Source organism: Sphingomonas sp. T1 (assembly GCF_902506585.1).
In the GTDB taxonomy this organism is placed as follows: Bacteria; Pseudomonadota; Alphaproteobacteria; order Sphingomonadales; family Sphingomonadaceae; genus Sphingomonas; species Sphingomonas aerolata.
The window spans coordinates 1,612,033-1,628,792 of the sequence record NZ_LR733875.1; the positions used below are offsets into that span (position 1 = coordinate 1,612,033).

A 16,760-nucleotide genomic window follows, 5' to 3' on the forward strand; every position below is an offset into this window, starting at 1 on the left:
GGCGTCCCGTTTTCAAGGGGGAGGGCTTGGTATGATAGACGACGACGACGATACCATGCTCTCCGCCGGCTTTGCGATCGACACACAAGGTGCGTTCAGCGAGCTGCAGCGGTTCTATCAGTTCTTCGACGACCGCACCGTGAAGGTGCTCGAGGGAATGCGAAAGGTCGAGGTCGCCACTGGCGGCATGATGAACCTCAGCGGTCCGACACGGGAGGTCGCTGCATTCGGCGCCGTCGCCAAGGATCAGCTGACGTCGGTCGGACAGACGGCCAAGTCAGTAGCATCTGATGTTAGTGGTCTGGCGGCATCGTTCAGCACGACCGGTTCGGCCGCGACGCGCGAGGCACGGGCCTTGGCCAACGAGAAAAGGAAGACCGCCACCGCCGGTGAGGCGCTGATCCGCACGCTCGAGCGTGAGGCGATGGCGCTTGGTCAGACCAAGGATCAGATGCGAGCCGCGAAAGTCGAGGCTATCGGGCTGGCCGCATCGAACCAAGGCAATACAGATCTCGCCGACCGCCTTCTGACGGCGGCACGACAGCGCGAGTTTGCGGCGACCGCGGTTGCCGAAGCGGAGGACGCCGCGGCTACGCGGGTGGCCGCGGCCGCGGAGCGCCAGGCGCAGGCATTGCGGTCGGCCTCGCATGCGCATGAGATGTTTGAGGCGAAGGTCCGCGAGGGCGCTACGGCGATGGCCGTTGCTGACCGTGAGGCGGCGACCTTCGAAGCAGCTGTGATGCGTGTTCAAGCCCGCGTCGATCCTGCCGCGGTAGCAATTGGCAGGCTCAAGACTGAGCTCGACGAAGCCCGGCTGGCATTTGACCGTGGCCGCATAGGCGCCGAGGCATTCGAGCAGGAGCAAGCGCGCGTCGCTGCGGCGGCGGGTAAGGTCTACGGACCGCAACGCCAACTGACAGGTGTCACGCGCGAATTGGGCGAGGTTCAGCGGTTCACCGCGGCCGAGACGCTCAACCTTTCCCGGCAGTTTCAGGACATCGGCGTCACCGCGGCTATGGGCATGAACCCGCTGATGATCCTCGTCCAGCAGGGCCCGCAAATCTACGACGTGCTTGAGCAGGCAAAGGCGCGCGGCGTTGGCGCCGGCGCCGCCTTGGCTCAGATGGGCAAAGACGTCAGTACCTACGCGGTCACCGGGTTTGCGCGGCTCGCGCCTCTCATCAATCCGGTCAATCTTTTGCTTGCTGCTACTGCCGTTGCAGTCGTCGCGACGGTGCGGGCGCTCGGTAGCTATGGCAGCGCGATCGAGCGGTTCGAAACGACGGCTTCCGGCCTCGGGCGAACCTCGGGTCAAACCGCGGAGCAGCTCGAGGCGATCGCAGAAGCCGCCTCCTCCGCCGGCGAGCGGTCGATCGGCGCGACGCGCGATAGCGTCGCTGCGTTCGCCGCGGCCGGCATTCAGGGCGAGCAGACCCTGACCTCCCTTGCGGGTATGGTGGACAAATATGCGAAGCTGACCGGGCAAGATGCCCCGGCTGCGCAGGCAGCACTTGCAGCGGCAATGAGCGACCCGGCGAAGGCTGCCGATACGTTCACGCAGTCGCTCGGCTTGCTCACGGGCGCGCAATACGAGCACATCCGGCAACTGGCGGCGCAGGGTGATCAAGAGCAGGCGACCGCCGAGCTGACCCGCATCTTGAGCAGCGACATCGCGGCCAACGCGCACCAGGTCACCGGCCTTGCTCATGTCATGGACATGCTAGGGAACGTTGTTGCTAGCGTGTCGACGATGTTCGGGCGGCTCGATCAGAAGATCCGTTCGGCCGGTGCGTCCTACGATGCCTGGCTCAAGCAGCAGGTCGGCGGCTGGGCCGTCGACCTGTTTGGCACAGGCAACAAGACCCCCTTGGGGCCGAACGCCAACGCCGGCCGCAACCAGGATCAGGTTGCAGCGCTGAACGCTTCGCAGTCGCTGAACACGACCGGCATGAAGCAGTACAACGAGCTGCTGGCACAGCAGCGCGTGTTGCAGAAGGGTTTGGCCGATACGACCGGTCTGACAGCGACGCAGGTGCGCGCGCTTCGTCATGATTATTCGGCGGTGACGGACACGATCAAGGCCAACCGTACCGCGTCGGGAGACTGGATTACCACGCAGGAGCGGTCGCATCTCGTCGCCCAGGCACAAACTCGTCTGTCTGCAGCTCGCACGAAGCAAGAGAAGGCGGCGGCGCAGCAGCAGATCACCAATTTGCGGCTCGGCACCCAGGTGCTGACGCAGCAGGAACGGCAGACGCAGGCGCAGGACACCTACAACAAGGTCGCTAATCGCTACACCAAGCCAAAGACTGATCACCACGCTGAGCAGCTAGCTAACCAGGCGAAGGCGATCGAAGCGCAGATCACCAACGTCTACAAGCTGGTGGACGCCTACGGCGAGGCCGGCGGCGCTGCGCTGATCGCCGAGGCTCGCGTCAAGGCGGAGAGCGACGCAATTAAGAAGCGCGGTGATATCGAGGCGGCTGTGAGTCGGCAGATCCGCCTGGCTATCGCGGAGCGGATCAAAGCCGGTGCGCAGAGCGCAAAGACCATGGAAGATGAGGCTCGTCTCCAGGACGAGGTTAACGCCGCGGTCGCAGCCGGCAACGTTCCCGCGGCGCTTGCTGGTGAGTTGCTACGGGACCGAATGGCTCAGCTGCCGCTCGCGGAAGCGAGAGAGGCGGCCTTGCGAAAGGCGTCGGAAGCCGGTGCCAAGGGTGATGTTGCGGGACAGGAAATGTTCACCGATGCAGCGAACAAGGCGTCGGCTGCGATCGACAAGCAGACGGCTGCCCGGCAGGCCCTCACTGATAAGCAGCGCGCTGGCGCGATGGGAGTCGCGCTGGTCGACGGCGAGCGGCAGTTGACGATGCTGGCGGAAGAAACCCGTCTGATCGGCGCGAATGAAGCTGCGCGTGTCCAGGCTTTCGCAGTCCTGAAAGCGACGCAGGACGCGGAAGCGAAGGGATGGAGCGGGGCGAAAGCAAAGCAATGGATCGACCAGCAGGCAGACATTGCCTCGGGTCAGTACCAGGTGAAGCTCTCAACCGACGCGCTGAACGGCAGCCTGACCTATCAGGGTGAATTGCTCGACGAAATCGCGACCAACGTTTCGAACGCTGCGCGCGGGATGGCCGATGCGTTCGGCGAGGTCGGCCGCGCGCTCGGCGATACCGTTTCGATCTACGCATCGTTCGCGGCGCAGCAGGAGCGGCTCGGGACGGCCCACGAGCAGCAGCTGGGCAAGCTGAAGCAGATGACGAACGTCGAGCAGCGCGATGCCGCGATCAAGCGTGAGAATGGCCTCTACGCCCAGAAGAACGCGACGGCACAGGTCGGACTCTATGGCGACATGACCCATGCGGCGAAGGGCTTTTTCAAAGAGGGCTCGGATGGTTACAAAGCTATGGCGGCCGCTGAGAAGGTGTTCCGCGCGGTCGAGTTCGCCATGTCGCTCCGGTCGATCGCCCAGGATGCCATCGAGACGATTACGTCGATCACGAACAGCGGCGCGCGCGCGGCGGCGGCTGGCGCCGAGGGCGTCGCCAACCAGTCAAAGCTTCCCTTCCCGGCCAACATCGCGGCGATGGCGGCCACGGCTGCGGCCCTGATCGGGGCAGGCGTTATGGTCGCGGGCGGCTTCGGCGGTGGCAAGAATACGCTGCCGAAGGCAAACGAGGGCACGGGAACCGTGCTAGGCGACAGCGAGGCCAAGTCCGAGAGCATCCGGCGCGCTATCGACGGCCTGAAGGAAGTCGACACGCTCATGCTGTCGTCATCGCGCGAAATGGCAGGCCTGCTCCGGTCGATCGACAACCAGATCGGTGGAGTTGCTGCGCTGGTCGTTCGGGCAGGCGACGTAAACGCATCAGGCGGTGTCGATGCCGGCTTCAAGACGAATGCCGTCGGCTCCGTACTGAAGGCGATCGTTCCCGTGTTCGGCGGTGCGTTGGCATCCTTGTTCGGGACGAAGACGACTGTCGTCGGCAGTGGCCTGTCCGGCGGGCCGCAGACCCTCGACTCGATCCTCAACGGCGGCTTCGACGCGTCCTATTACTCGGACGTTCAGAAGAAGAAGAAGCTGTTCGGCATCACGACCAGCACCAAATACTCGACCCAGTACACGGGTGCCGATGCCGGTCTCGAAAAACAGTTCACGCTGATCTTGCGTAACTTCAATAGCGCGATCGCGGCGGCGGCCGGGCCGCTTGGTGAGTCCACGACCGAAATCCAGCGCCGACTGGGCGGCTTCATCGTCGACATCGGCAAGATCGACCTGCAGGGCCTGACGGGCGAGCAGATCCAGGAGAAGCTGTCGGCCGTGTTCGGCGCGGCGGCGGACAAGATGGCTATTGCTGCATTCCCCGGCTTCGAGCGGTTCCAGAAGGTCGGCGAAGGTGCGTTCGAGACGTTGGTCCGCGTCGCGTCGACCGTCGAGTCGGTGAGCGCCTCCCTCGACATGCTGGGCGGCGCCGCGCGCGGACTTGGTCTCGATGCGAAGCTCGGTCTGGCTGACCAGTTCGACAGCGTTGGTGACTTCAACACTGCGGCCGATGCCTATTTCCAAGCCTTCTACACCAAGGAAGAGCAGGCTGCTACCAAGACTGCCCAGTTCGCTAAGGTGTTCGGAAGCCTCGGCGCGGCCATGCCCGAGACACTGGCAGGGTTCCGCCAGCTGGTCGACGCACAGGATCTGACCACGGCGGCCGGCCAGTCGACCTATGCCACGCTGCTGCAGCTGGCACCGGCGTTCGCGGATCTGAAGACGGCAATGGACGGCGCCAAGAGCTCGGCGGACATCCTTGCCGAGCGGCAGGATCTGGAACGCAAGATACTGGAGCTCAACGGCGATACGGCTGCGATCCGGGCGCTGGATCTCGCCAAGGTCGATGTCAGCAATCGCGCTCTGCAACAGCAGGTCTGGGCGATCCAGGATGCGCAGACGGCGGCAGCTGCGGCGAAGCAGCTGAGCGATGCATGGTCGAGCGTCGGCAACAGCATCGAGGAGGAGATCAAGCGCATCCGCGGTCTGTCGAACGCCGCGGGTGAGACGGGCTTTGCGGCAGCCATGGGGCAGTTCAATGCGGCGACGAACGCGGCGCGCGGCGGCGATATGGATGCCGCCAAGTCGCTGCCCGCCCTCAGCCAGGCGCTGTTGAAGATCGCTGGCGACAACGCCAGCAGTCGGCAGGAACTGGATCGGGTGCAGGCCCAGACCGCCGCCAGCCTCGCCGGGACCAACGCTGCGATTGCCGCCATCGCGAGTGGCAATCCGCTGTCCACCACTACGGCGCAGGGTTCCGGATCGACGCCGACCACCAAGGCGGCGAACGACGCAGCAACCTTGACCCTCGTCGCGGCAGTGCAGCCCACAGTCATTCCCGTCTCGCCGGAGAACGACATGGCCAACGAGCTCCGCTCACTGCGGGACGAGGTGGTGAAGCTCCGGGAGGATAACAATTCCGGGCAGGCCGCGATCGCAAGCAGCGCAAAGGCAACCGCCCGCATCCTCGATGCCGTCACTGCCGACCATAGTGGGCAAGCAATCAGCATCGGCAACGCGGCGTGAGGGTCGTCACCGATACCGGATCGATCGAATTGGGGACGATTGAATCGTCTCCGATGATCGGCATCACCGACTATAGTCGCCGGACCACCGACGAGTTCGGCGTGACCACCGTCGTCAAGCGGAGCTTCGCCCGGCAGATGTCGGTTCGGCTGGCGGTGCCGTCTGCCGGCGTAGACGCGCTACAGCGGCAGCTTGCCGATCTCCGCGCTACATCGGCTACGTGGATCGGCGATGACCCCTATGGCAACCTTACGGTCCGCGGGTTCTACAAGAACTTCGAGGTCGACCATCCGACGTCACTGATCAGCTATTGCACGCTGACGATCGAGGGTCTGACGGGCGAAGCCGAGTTCACCGACGGCGGTACTGATCCGGCGCCGGGCGGCAAACCATCAACGCTGCAGGTGTTGCAGCCGATCGCGATCACCGACGCCGTTCTGATTTCGAGCACCGTCGCCGAGGATGACGCGATCGAATGGTCGCCGGCCGGCGGCTACCCTGCCGGCACGCGCGTCGTCCGTCGCGGGACGCACCGTGTCTACGAAAGCATCATTGCCAGCAACATCGGCAACGATCCCGCCCTGACCGTTGGTGCGTGGCTCGACGTCGGTCCGACCAACCGCTGGGCGATGTTCGACCAGGCGATCGGGTCGACCACCACTGACGACAACGTCATCACCGTCGCGCTGCGGCCGGGGCCGGCGGTGTCCGGCCTGGCGATACTCGACACCAACGCCGCCAGGGTGCGCGTCCAGGCGCCGGGTTATGACCGCACCGTCGCGGTGACGGGAGGCGCAACCTCCGCCCTGTTCCTGGATCTAGCGACGACTGCCGGCGCGAGCCTGACCGTCACGTTGACGGCTGTCGGCAACACCGCGCAGCGCGTCTTATTGGACGATGCCGCCCCCTTCGACGATGCTGGCACGTTCCGCGACACCGTTGCCGGAACCGCTTCGGCCGAACCGCCCGCTTGGGATGATTCCGGGACAGTGCGCGATACGACGGCATGGCACGACACGCGCGCTGGCGATGGCGCAGTTTCGGTCGGAACGCTCATGGTCGGCATTCTGTGGCCACTTGGCCGCACGGGTTCGTCACCCACCTCAAGCATCACCGACTACAGCAAACGCGAGACGGACGACTTCGGCGAAATAGCGATCGTGCCGCGGGCCTGGGCAAAGCGGATGGCGGCGAAGGCGCTGATCCGCACCGACGCTGTCAATCAGGTCATCGGCCGGGTCGCTGCGGTGCGGGCGGTGCCGTCGCTTTGGGTGGCCGATCGCGCTACCGAAAGCCTCACCGTCTACGGGTTCTTCAAGGAGGTCAGCGTTGAGGTCGGGCAGTCGGTCAGCACGCTGTCGCTGTCGATTGAAGGGTTCAGCGAAGCGGCGACTCCTGCGCCGCTGACTATCCCGTGGGAGCATGTCTCGGATCCGGACGGAACGAAGCCCACCGATGGCGCCGACAAGACTGGTGACAACACGTCGAAGGACACTGGCGCGGTTGCTGGGGTGCCAGCGACACAGGTCATTGCTGACGCAGCATCGGTAAAGCAGCGCTCGGACATCCTCGAGAACATCACGATCCCCGCGATCAACAGCGCGGTCGCGGCGGCCAATGCCCTGATCAAGACGGCCGGGGCGAAGGCAGATGCAGCGCTGGCCGACCTCAATGCCAAGCTCCTCGCGTCCGGTATCGTCCTCGACGCGGCACTCGCCAATGCCGATAGCAAACTGGCAGCGGCGCGCGTAACGGCCGATCTGGCCGTCAGTCGGGCAAATACCCGCATCGATGCGGCGATGACCGACCTGAACGCCGAGGCGAACCGGGCGCAGGGCAAGGACGAGCTGCTCGATCGTCGCATCGACAGCCTGACCGTCGTCACCAACAAAAACGACGGTGAGGTCCGCGCGCTGATCGAGACGGAGCGGCTGGTCCGCACCGATGACGTCCGCGCGATCGCGCAGCGGATCGACACTGTCGTCACCGATTATACGAGCCGGGACAGCGTCACCAACACGCGGATCACGACCACGATCACCGCCTTGTCCGCTGCCGACGGGGCGTTGGGCGAGCGGATTGACACCGTCACCACTGAGTTCAAGGCGGCGGACTCGGCGACCAGCACGCGGATCACGGACTCGGTTGCAGCTCTCTCCGCTGCTGACGAGGCGATCGGCAAGCGTGTCGACTCCATCGTAACCGACGTCACGACCAAAGATACTGCCACCCGCGCCGAGATCAGCCGGGTTGAGCTCGCCTCGTCGACCCGCGACACTGCGCTTGGGCAGCGCATCGATACCGTCGTGACGGACTATACGGGCCGCGACAGCGCAACCAACACGCGCATCACGACCCAAGTCACCGCGCTATCGGCCGCGGACAAGGCGCTCGGCGAGCGCATCGACACCGTCACCACAGAGTTCAAGGCGGCGGACGCGGCGACCAGCGCCAGGATCACGGACTCGATCACCTCTCTTAGCGATGCTGACGCAGCCCTTGGTCGCCGAATTGACAGCATCGTTGCTGAGGGCGGGTTCGATGACACTGCCGTCCGCTCTGAGATCACGCGCGTCGAAACGGCATCAGCGAGCAGGGACAGCGCGCTTGGCAGTCGTATCGATACGATCGCGACGGACTATCAATATCTCGACAGCGCGACGAACACCCGGATCACGCAGACAGCTACGGCACTATCAAACGCCGATGCCGCAATCGGGCGGCGGATCGACACCGTCACCACGGATTATAAAGGGCTCAACACCTCTACAAATACGCGCATCTCTACGGAGGTCGCCGCACTTAGCGACGCTGATACGTCTATCGGTCAGCGAATCGACTCACTAATCGCTCAAGGCGGAGGTGGAAGCGAGGGCGTCGACACCGTAGCGCGCGCCGAAATCTCACGAGTTGAGACAGCTGGCGTCACGCGCGACAACGCTCTCGGGTCTCGGATCGATACCGTTACAGCGTCCATCGGGCCGGCAGTTAATGCCAAGGCGCAAGAATTGACGACAGCGTTCACGAACGCGGATCTCGCACTGACGAACCGGCAGACGTCGCTTGAGTCCGCCGCTCATGCTGGCCTGGCTTCAAGTCTGATCGGTAACGCAAATTTTGCCTCATGGCCCGACGGGTCGCCGTTGCCGTTCGGATGGGCCTCATGGTTTCAGCAGGTAGATATCCAGCGAATAACCAGTACCTATGCCGGGGCCGGCTATGCAGCTCGGCTGGCCACACAGGCGGGTCAGCAAAGCGGAATGGTGAAAAATCCGATTGGCGTGCAGCCGGGATGGTACGTCATGGAAGCGGATGCCGAGCTTGTCGACGGCACTTACCAAGGCGCCGGCCTTACGGTGGACGGCTACTACAGCGTCAATTTCGCTGCGGATCCTGATCTTAATGAAGTGGTCAGTTCTGGCGGCTCGACGCGGCGGCGGTGGAGCAAGCTGTTCTACAGCGACAGGCCGCTGGTGAATTTTCACGTTATGTCTGGCTGGACCGGTTTTGGCGAGATCGGCTTCCATGTCATCCGCTGGTATTATGCTTCACTCCGCCCTGCGAGTGAGGGCGAGATCAAGGCGCAGAAAGCCGCCGCCACTCTCATTCCCGCTCTATCTGCCCGCATTTCAACGACCGAAAACACTCTTACCGACCTGCCAAACCGCTATGCCACAGCACAGCGCGTCAGCATCCTAGAGGCGCAGGTGTCCGGTTCTGGCGGCGATCTGACGGCAAAGATCGACGAGCGGCTCACGGTTGTCGTCGACCCGAAGATCGGGGCAGTTGCTCAAAGCGTCAGCGATCTGCGCAGCGCGTACAACGGTACAGCAGCGACAGTTTCACAGCAGGCCGGCACCCTCGCGGACGTAAAGGGACGGACGGCCGCCTACTGGCGCACCACGGCGGTTGCCGGGAACAACCGGGCGCAGATCACGATCAGCGCTGACGCAAACGCCGGGGCTGGTGTCGACATCATCGGCGACGTGTCTATCAGCGGAAGCCTGCTGGTGACCGGGTCGGTGATAACCGACCGCATCGCTGTAAATGGTGTGACCAACACGGTCGCGATCGCCGGCATGAGCGGCGGCGTAAGCCCGGAAGACACGGGTGAAACTGGGCGGGTTTATATCACCAGCACCGGCGGCACGATGAAGGTCGACGTACAGGCCGACGGCACTCGGACCGGTGGCTCCGGCAACATGCGAGCGCAGCTATTTGCGGCATACAACGGAACCGAGCTGGCCCTCTCGCGCGAGGTGGCTTTCACGCCATCAAATACGGCGGTTCCTGTCGGCTTTTTCCAGATCATCCAATTTCCGGCGGGGACAGCCGTACAGTTTTTCCTCCGCTTCTTCGTCACCACCACAAACACGACGTGGACCTATACCAGTGCCGCAATCGCGGTGACTGAGTTCAAGCGCTAGTCCCGGAGCTTCATCATGGAACATTGGATCATCTACGACCTCGCGTCCGGCGAGGAGCTCTGGCGTGGCGGCGGGTCAGTCGGATCTGCCGCGCAGCAGCAGTTCTCTGAAGGCATGGGCATGGTCATGGTGCCGGCGCAGGTCGTGCGCGCGCCCACGCTTGATCTCGACGCCCTGCGTGCAGCAAGCGCGGTGAAGATCGATGACGAAGCCGAACTCATCCGCCAGCGCATTCTGACGCCCGGCGCCGGGCAGGCCATGACGTATCAGCGCAAGGAAGCGGAAGCGCGCGCATGGTCCGTGGACAACGACACCACCACGCCGTTCCTCACTGCAGAGGCTGGCGCGCGCGAAATGACGATCGCCGACCTTGCTGCCGAGATCATCGAGCTTGCCGATGCGTGGGTGGCCATCGGCGCCGCGATCGAGGGGCTGCGCATGGGCGCGAAGGCCGCGGTGGGCCGCGCCGCGAACCTCGGCGCGATCGTCGCTGCCGGCAAGGTCGACTGGTCAGTCCTCAATGGTTGAGCGCTTCTGGCTCGGGCTGCGCCAGTTGCTCGTTGCGGTCGACCAGCTTGCCTACATCCTAATCGCCGTGCCGATCTATGTTGTCGCGGGTGGGCCAACCCCGTCGGCTGACGAGACGATTTCCAGCCGCGTCGGCCGCGCTGCGATCAAGGGGCATCGCTGGGGGCTTATCCTCGAAGCGATCATCGACCGCCTCTTCGTCCTCATCGGCGCGGCGCCGGAACACTGCCGGCGCAATGTCGAGACCGCATTTCTCGGCTGCGCGCCGAAACCCTAGCACCAAAGGAGAATGACAATGTCCCCAGAAGTTGCCGTTTTACAGAGCCAAGTGAATGCCTTGGCTTCACAGTTAGTCAATCTGGAGAACCGGTCTGCAGTGCTGGAAGCGCAGGTTAGATGCCTTTCCGCGGCCGTGCCGCGTCCTCAATCACCAACCGCTTGATCATGCAGGACAACGGCAACACGGCCCCAGCTGCCGCAGAAAGGAAAGACGCATGACCGGACTACGGGTAGCCAACATCCTCATCTGGGGCGTTTTGCTTATCTATGCCGTGCCCGGTGCATGGGGCGCTGTGTCAGGCAACGGGACGCGCCGCGGTGACCCGATGCGTCTGGCGTGCGTTGCGACGGCCTTCGTCATGATAGGGTTCTGCGCCCGCTGGCTGCTGGCGCCTGAAAACGTGATGCTCTGGCAGGCATTGTATGTCCTGAGCGGCGCAACGGGCATGTACATCATCCGCGTAGCATGGGCGTATGGCCGTGGTCCTCGGGTTTAGTCTCGCGGCGGCAGCGGCCAAGGCCGTTCCAGTCAGCACTGGCTTCACCTGGACGACCGCTGCGGTCGGCTTGCTCAACCTGCTCGTCGGCGGCGTCCTTGTGGCAATTATCAAAAGTCGCCCGGCTCTGAAGAAGATCGCGAACGAGCGAGAGGCGAATCTTTTGAACGAGCGCGCGGAAGAGATGGAAGCGATGCGCCAGCGGATCGCCAAGCTCGAAGAAAAGGCTGAGTTTAAGGAGGCGCTGCATCAGGCAGAGCGCGCGGTCGATCGGCACCGCATCAACAATCTCGATCAGTGCCTGACCGCTTTCCTGATGATGGTAAAAAAGAACCCGGACGATGCAGCGACGGCTGCAGCTATGATCGAAGAGATGCGAGCTCAGCAGATAGCCCGTGAGAAACAAGAGGCTGGAGCAATCCATGCTGCTGCGATCGCCGCCACTAAGCCAGGAGCACCCGAATGAGCGACGTTGACCGCCACTGGCGCTATGTCATCGCCCTTACCCTGATCGTCGGATACATCGGCCTCGCCACGATATCGTTCTTCCATCAGGTCCCGGCGAACAACACTCGCTTTGTCGATGGCTTTTTCACCGGCCTAGGCCCGATTGTCGGCGCAGCGGTCGCAGCGGTGCTGAACGTTGGCAAAGGCGCGAGTGCCCAACAAGACGCCAACCTCGCGACGGCGCTCGACAAGCTGCCGCCACAGACCATCGGCACCGGCCCGGCAACGCCGGCAGAATAACGGCCCGCCCCCAGGGTCAGCCAAGGACGAGCCGGCCAGGGCACGGTGGGTGTGGACCCTAGCGCATCGCTAACGGCCACCCCGACAGATCGCCTCACATCGAAGGAAATAATCATGACGACGGCATCAGAGCCGGCGTGGCTTCGCCATGCCCGGTCGCTTCTTGGCACCCGCGAAATAGTCGGTCGCACGCATAACAACGCCCTGATCGCGTTCCTTAATTCGGCGCGCAAATGGAACGGCGTGATTTGGAAAGACGATGAGATGCCGTGGTGCGGCGGCTTTGTCGCAGCGTGCCTCGTCGCCGTTGGCGTGGAGCCGGTGAAGATCGCGGCGCGAGCGAAGAGCTGGGCGGCCTGGGGCAGCCGACTGCGGCCCGAGCGGCTCGCCCCCGGCGCGGTCCTCGTCTTCGATCGCCCAGGCGGTGGACACGTCGGCTTCTATGTCGGTGAAAACGAGACCGCATATCATGTGCTTGGCGGGAACCAGGGCAACGCTGTCACGGTCACGCGCATTGCAAAGTCGCGTCTGACCGCCTCGCGCTGGCCCTCCGGCGTGCCCGTCATCGGTGGCGCTGTGAAAATGAAGACGATCGCGGGCGTGCCCTTTTCGTCGAACGAAGCATGACCTGGGCGGCGGGCTTCGCCCTGCTGCGGCGCTTGTGGTGGTCGGTGCCGATGGCTGGCCTCCTCATCGGCCTGCTGCTGACGCGAGCACGTGCCGATGACCTTGAGGCAACGCTGAAGGCCGAGCGAACGGCGTGGAGCGCGGAGATCGCGAAGGCTGAGCAGCTGCGCACCGCGGCGGAAACGCGGTTCGCCATCCAGCAAACCACGGCGCTCACGACCTTCGCCGACCGCCTCGCAAATCGCGAACCCATCATCCTTCGATCCACTGACACCGTGAGGACCTATGCGCAAACTGCTGCTGGCCGTGCTGCCTGCCTTCCTGCTGACCGCGTGCGCGGCATCGACGCGCTCGACGCTGAGCTATTCGCCGGCGATCCCCCCAGTGCCGGCCGAGGCGAAGAAGCCCTGCACGGCGACGCCGATGCGCCGGCAGCCGGACGGTAGCGCCAACAGCGCGGACGCCGAGGGCTCGCTGCGCGACGCGCGTGCCGACCTGGCGCTCTGTGACGTGCGCCGCGGCCTCGCTGTCGACGCCTGGCCTCACTGACCCGCCGCTTCCCTGATGAGTGCTCAACCCGCTTTCCTGAATAGGAGTGTCCACGCATGGCCGTGCTGACGAATATCCCAAACAACACGTCCGCGCGTGACTGGCGCGATACGGTGAACGCACTGATCAAGCGTATCGCTGCGCTCGAGGCGGCCGGGGTGCCGGTGGAAACTCCAGCACCGGCGTTCACGACGCAGCCCAGCATCAGTCCGACCAGCGGGACTGCGGGCTCGACCGTGTACGCCGCGACGCCCGGCACCGTTAGCAACGGCTCTGTCGTGTCCCGCGCATGGCTGCTGAATGGCACCGCTATCAGCACTGGCGTGACAGCCTTCCCGGCGTCGTCTGGTACGCTCGCCTATCAAGAGACGGCGTCAGGCCCGGGCGGTACGACGACGTCTACGGTTCAGGTGGCGGCAGTAACCGCGGCGACCGTCACCCCGACCCCGGCGCCGTCCTTCACTTCGCAGCCGAGCATCAGCCCGAACACCGGCACCGCAGGCACCACGACCTTCACGGCGACCGCGGGCAACGTCAGCAATGGGTCGATCACGGCGCGGTCGTGGACCATCAATGGAACGGTAATCAGCACCGGCATCACGGCAGCCCCGGCATCGTCTGGCACCCTGACCTATCAGGAGACAGCAACCGGACCGGGTGGCACCACGCAGTCGACGGTGCAGCAGGTGACGGTTGCGACCGCAGCGGCGGCAGCGCCAGCCTTCACCTCTCAGCCGACGGTCAGTCCTTCGACTGGCACGGCGGGGACGACGACCTACACCGCGACGCCAGGCGCTGTAAGCAATGGCTCGATCACGTCTCGTGCCTGGGCGCTCAACGGCTCGACCATCAGCACGGGGCTAACCGCAGCCCCCGCTTCCGCTGGCACGCTGACGTATCAGGAGTTCGCAACCGGGAACGGAGGCGGCGCTCAATCTACGGTGCAGCAGGCTACCGTCGCAGCCGCTGCTGTTACGCCCGCCCCCTCGTTTACTACTCAGCCGACCGTCAGCCCAAGCAGCGGCGCGTCCGGCACCACTTTCACGGCAACGCCGGGCACGGTAGCGAATGGCACGATCGCCTCGCGTGTCTGGTCGCTCAATGGGACCGTCATCAGCACCGCCCTTACTGCGGCGCCCGCCTCTGCTGGCACACTGACCTACCGAGAAACTGCGACCGGTTCGAATGGCACCACGCAGTCAACGGTAGTGTCTGTCACGGTATCCGCGGCATCTACCCTCACTCTTTCCCCGACCTCTCCTTCGATTGCGTCGAACGCAGTAGCTGGCACGCTGGTATCGAACATCTCGAACGTCCCAACCGGTGTGACGCCTACGGTGACACCGAACGACGGGCGTTTGGTGATCGCAGGCAGCGCATCGGCAGGCTGGAAGGTCGTCGTCGGCATGTCGGCTCCGTCAGCCGGGCAGGTCAATTTCACCGTGGCCGCAAGCGGCGCGACCAGCGCAGCCGGCGTACTAACCGTCAGGGACCCGAACGTAACGCTGCCGCATAGGCTCAACACGTTTGGCGACTCGATCACCAACAATGTCGGCTCTCCCGGGCTGTCTCACGAGAGTCTATCGTGGGCCAACAGGTTGGGCGTGTTCATGGGCGTAACCCGTATCAACAACGGGATCAGCGGAACCGTTCTTCAAAATAGCAACGACCTTAACGGCGTGCCTCGTACGGATAACGGCGTAGATCGTCATGTGGCGGCATTGCTGACAGGATATAACCTTAGCAGCAACTACGTCATTGCTTACGGCTTAAACGATCTTCGTTATACGCATGACACGGGCACTACCGACTTTACCCTTGCGAACTTCATTGCGGATTACCGCACGGTCTTGACCAACTTGATCGCGGCCGGTGTTCAACCAGTTAACATCTGTATCGCATCGCCTTACTGGATACCGGACGCCGGATATACCACGGGTAGCACGGGCTTTACGGGCGGTAGCCGCGCTTATCATGAGCAGTATGTCGCGGCTTGCGCGGCATTGGCAACCGAGTTCGGTACCACGTATCGCGACTTGTACGCCTATATGCGAGATAACGGGGGCGCCTCGCTGGTTGGGCCGGATAACATTCACCCAAATGAAGCGGGCCATCTTGCGATCTTCGATTGCCTAAAAACCATCCCATTTGCGTCGGCGCTGACGCCCGCCGCCCCTGTCACGCTAGCTGCGCGTACAGCAGAGCTTGTCGGCCCTGATGGTTCAAATAAATGGACCAGCAACACCGGGGGGACTTCGTTCAACGGCATCGGCCAACTTAACGGCACGGCTACGGTTGGAGTCGAGGAGTTCTGGATTGAGGGTGTTTATGATAGCGACACCACCGCAGGTTTGAACTTCGCGTTTGGGCCGGATGCCGGAGCCGGGGCGACGAACACGAATATGTATCTTGCGTTCGTCCAGCCGGGAGGAAACACGTTCAGGGCTTACAACGGCGTAACGTCGACTACTGCAAACTATATTGTGACTGTAGGTGAAAAGTTCCGTCTTCGCTGTGCATTGGACGGCACTGTTTCCATGGACACGTCCACTGATGGGGTCACGTGGATCAAGCGATACGTTTTTGGGACGAAGGCGACGGGTACTCTTTACGGACGCTTCTACACCCGCGAGGATCGCATCAGCACCAATGTCAAGCAGCGTAGCTTCGTCGGCGAGGCTACAGTGGTACTCAATCCTCTTACCCTGTCGTCGACCACCGCGACGGTTGGCACTGTCTACACGGGCACCGTCTCGGGAAAGGCGGCGGGAAGCGCCCTGGTACTGTCTGGCACCGGCGCGGCGGGGCTCACGGTCAACGGCCTGAATGTCAGCGGCACTCCAACGATGGCCGGGCCGGTCAACATCATAGAGACACTATCAGGCGCTACCTTCTCACCCCGCACGTCCAGCAGTGCGCTGACTGTGTCGGCTGCTGCGTCCGCTACCCCAGTAACGCTGGCCGCGCGTACAGCGGAGCTTAGTGGTCCTGATGGTTCAAACAACTGGACTAGCACCACTGGCACCACGTTCAGCGGTATCGGGCAGCTTGTTGGCACAGCTACCGTCGGCGTTGGAGAGTTCTGGATTGAGGGTGTCTACGACAACGACACCACGGCGGGGTTGAACTTCGCAATTGGTCCGAATGCTGGAACCGGGGCAACGAACACGAATATGTATCTCGTGTTCGTCCAGCCCGGCGGAAATACCTTTCGCGCCTATAATGGTGTAACGTCAACTACCGCGAGCTATATTGTAACTGTAGGCGATAAATTCCGTCTTTATTGTGCATTGGACGGCACGGTTTCGATGGACACGTCTACTGACGGGTTCACGTGGATTAAGCGCTATACTTTCTCAACAAAGGCAACCGGCACTTTCTACGGGCGCTTCTACACCCGCGCTGATCGGGTCAGCACGAACGTGAAGCAGCGGAATTTTACGTGATCTCCAAGTATCTAGCTCTCGTAGGTGAGCTGAATAGCATGGGGTTAGCGCGCCCACTCGACATGGCAATCGTAGCACTTTCCGCAGTGCT

10 protein-coding genes are annotated in these 16,760 nt (G+C 63.3%); all 10 read left to right on the top strand.

Annotated elements, in window-relative coordinates; all coding sequences use genetic code 11:
• Positions 1-31 precede the first annotated feature (31 nt).
• The 10 genes from GV027_RS07300 to GV027_RS07345 all read left to right on the top strand — a co-directional run bounded on the left by GV027_RS07300 (position 32) and on the right by GV027_RS07345 (position 16,669).
• On the top strand, positions 32-5,569 hold the full coding sequence (locus GV027_RS07300) for a phage tail length tape measure family protein (RefSeq protein ID WP_159511452.1): 5,538 nt from the start codon (positions 32-34) through the stop codon (positions 5,567-5,569).
• The gene (locus GV027_RS07305; protein WP_236559095.1) at positions 5,566-9,996 is read left to right on the top strand and encodes a hypothetical protein; all 4,431 of its coding nucleotides are present in this window, start codon (positions 5,566-5,568) and stop codon (positions 9,994-9,996) included. Before GV027_RS07300 ends, GV027_RS07305 begins: the two co-directional genes overlap by 4 nt.
• A 15-nt stretch (positions 9,997-10,011) precedes the next feature.
• Positions 10,012-10,524, top strand: a complete 513-nt coding sequence (locus tag GV027_RS07310) for a hypothetical protein (protein ID WP_159511454.1) — start codon at positions 10,012-10,014, stop codon at positions 10,522-10,524.
• Complete coding sequence (locus GV027_RS07315; protein ID WP_159511455.1) at positions 10,517-10,801, top strand: hypothetical protein; 285 nt, start codon at positions 10,517-10,519, stop codon at positions 10,799-10,801. The genes GV027_RS07310 and GV027_RS07315 overlap by 8 nt, the downstream gene beginning before the upstream one ends.
• A 217-nt stretch (positions 10,802-11,018) precedes the next feature.
• Positions 11,019-11,300: a hypothetical protein gene (locus GV027_RS07320; protein WP_159511456.1), complete on the top strand. Its 282-nt coding sequence runs from the start codon at positions 11,019-11,021 to the stop codon at positions 11,298-11,300.
• On the top strand, positions 11,278-11,766 hold the full coding sequence (locus GV027_RS07325) for a hypothetical protein (protein WP_159511457.1): 489 nt from the start codon (positions 11,278-11,280) through the stop codon (positions 11,764-11,766). The genes GV027_RS07320 and GV027_RS07325 overlap by 23 nt, the downstream gene beginning before the upstream one ends.
• Entirely contained in the window at positions 11,763-12,047 is a 285-nt protein-coding gene (locus tag GV027_RS07330) for a hypothetical protein (protein WP_107933537.1), read from the top strand. Before GV027_RS07325 ends, GV027_RS07330 begins: the two co-directional genes overlap by 4 nt.
• Positions 12,048-12,161: 114 nt before the next feature.
• Positions 12,162-12,674, top strand: a complete 513-nt coding sequence (locus GV027_RS07335) for a TIGR02594 family protein (protein WP_159511458.1) — start codon at positions 12,162-12,164, stop codon at positions 12,672-12,674.
• Positions 12,671-13,120 (top strand): hypothetical protein, encoded by a 450-nt coding sequence (locus GV027_RS07340; protein ID WP_159511459.1) that lies wholly within the window; start codon positions 12,671-12,673, stop codon positions 13,118-13,120. Before GV027_RS07335 ends, GV027_RS07340 begins: the two co-directional genes overlap by 4 nt.
• Before the next feature lie 159 nt (positions 13,121-13,279).
• A complete protein-coding gene (locus GV027_RS07345) occupies positions 13,280-16,669 on the top strand; it encodes an SGNH/GDSL hydrolase family protein (RefSeq protein ID WP_159511460.1) in 3,390 nt (1,129 codons plus the stop codon).
• The last annotated feature ends 91 nt before the right edge of the window (positions 16,670-16,760 follow it).

Excerpts from the sequence above, each read along its gene's own strand:
- GV027_RS07300 (WP_159511452.1), top strand. The coding sequence starts at position 32 with ATGATAGACGACGACGACGATACCATGCTCTCCGCCGGCTTTGCGATC.
- GV027_RS07310 (WP_159511454.1), top strand. The coding sequence starts at position 10,012 with ATGGAACATTGGATCATCTACGACCTCGCGTCCGGCGAGGAGCTCTGG.
- GV027_RS07315 (WP_159511455.1), top strand. The coding sequence starts at position 10,517 with ATGGTTGAGCGCTTCTGGCTCGGGCTGCGCCAGTTGCTCGTTGCGGTC.
- GV027_RS07320 (WP_159511456.1), top strand. The coding sequence starts at position 11,019 with ATGACCGGACTACGGGTAGCCAACATCCTCATCTGGGGCGTTTTGCTT.
- GV027_RS07325 (WP_159511457.1), top strand. The coding sequence starts at position 11,278 with ATGGCCGTGGTCCTCGGGTTTAGTCTCGCGGCGGCAGCGGCCAAGGCC.
- GV027_RS07330 (WP_107933537.1), top strand. The coding sequence starts at position 11,763 with ATGAGCGACGTTGACCGCCACTGGCGCTATGTCATCGCCCTTACCCTG.
- GV027_RS07335 (WP_159511458.1), top strand. The coding sequence starts at position 12,162 with ATGACGACGGCATCAGAGCCGGCGTGGCTTCGCCATGCCCGGTCGCTT.
- GV027_RS07340 (WP_159511459.1), top strand. The coding sequence starts at position 12,671 with ATGACCTGGGCGGCGGGCTTCGCCCTGCTGCGGCGCTTGTGGTGGTCG.
- GV027_RS07345 (WP_159511460.1), top strand. The coding sequence starts at position 13,280 with ATGGCCGTGCTGACGAATATCCCAAACAACACGTCCGCGCGTGACTGG.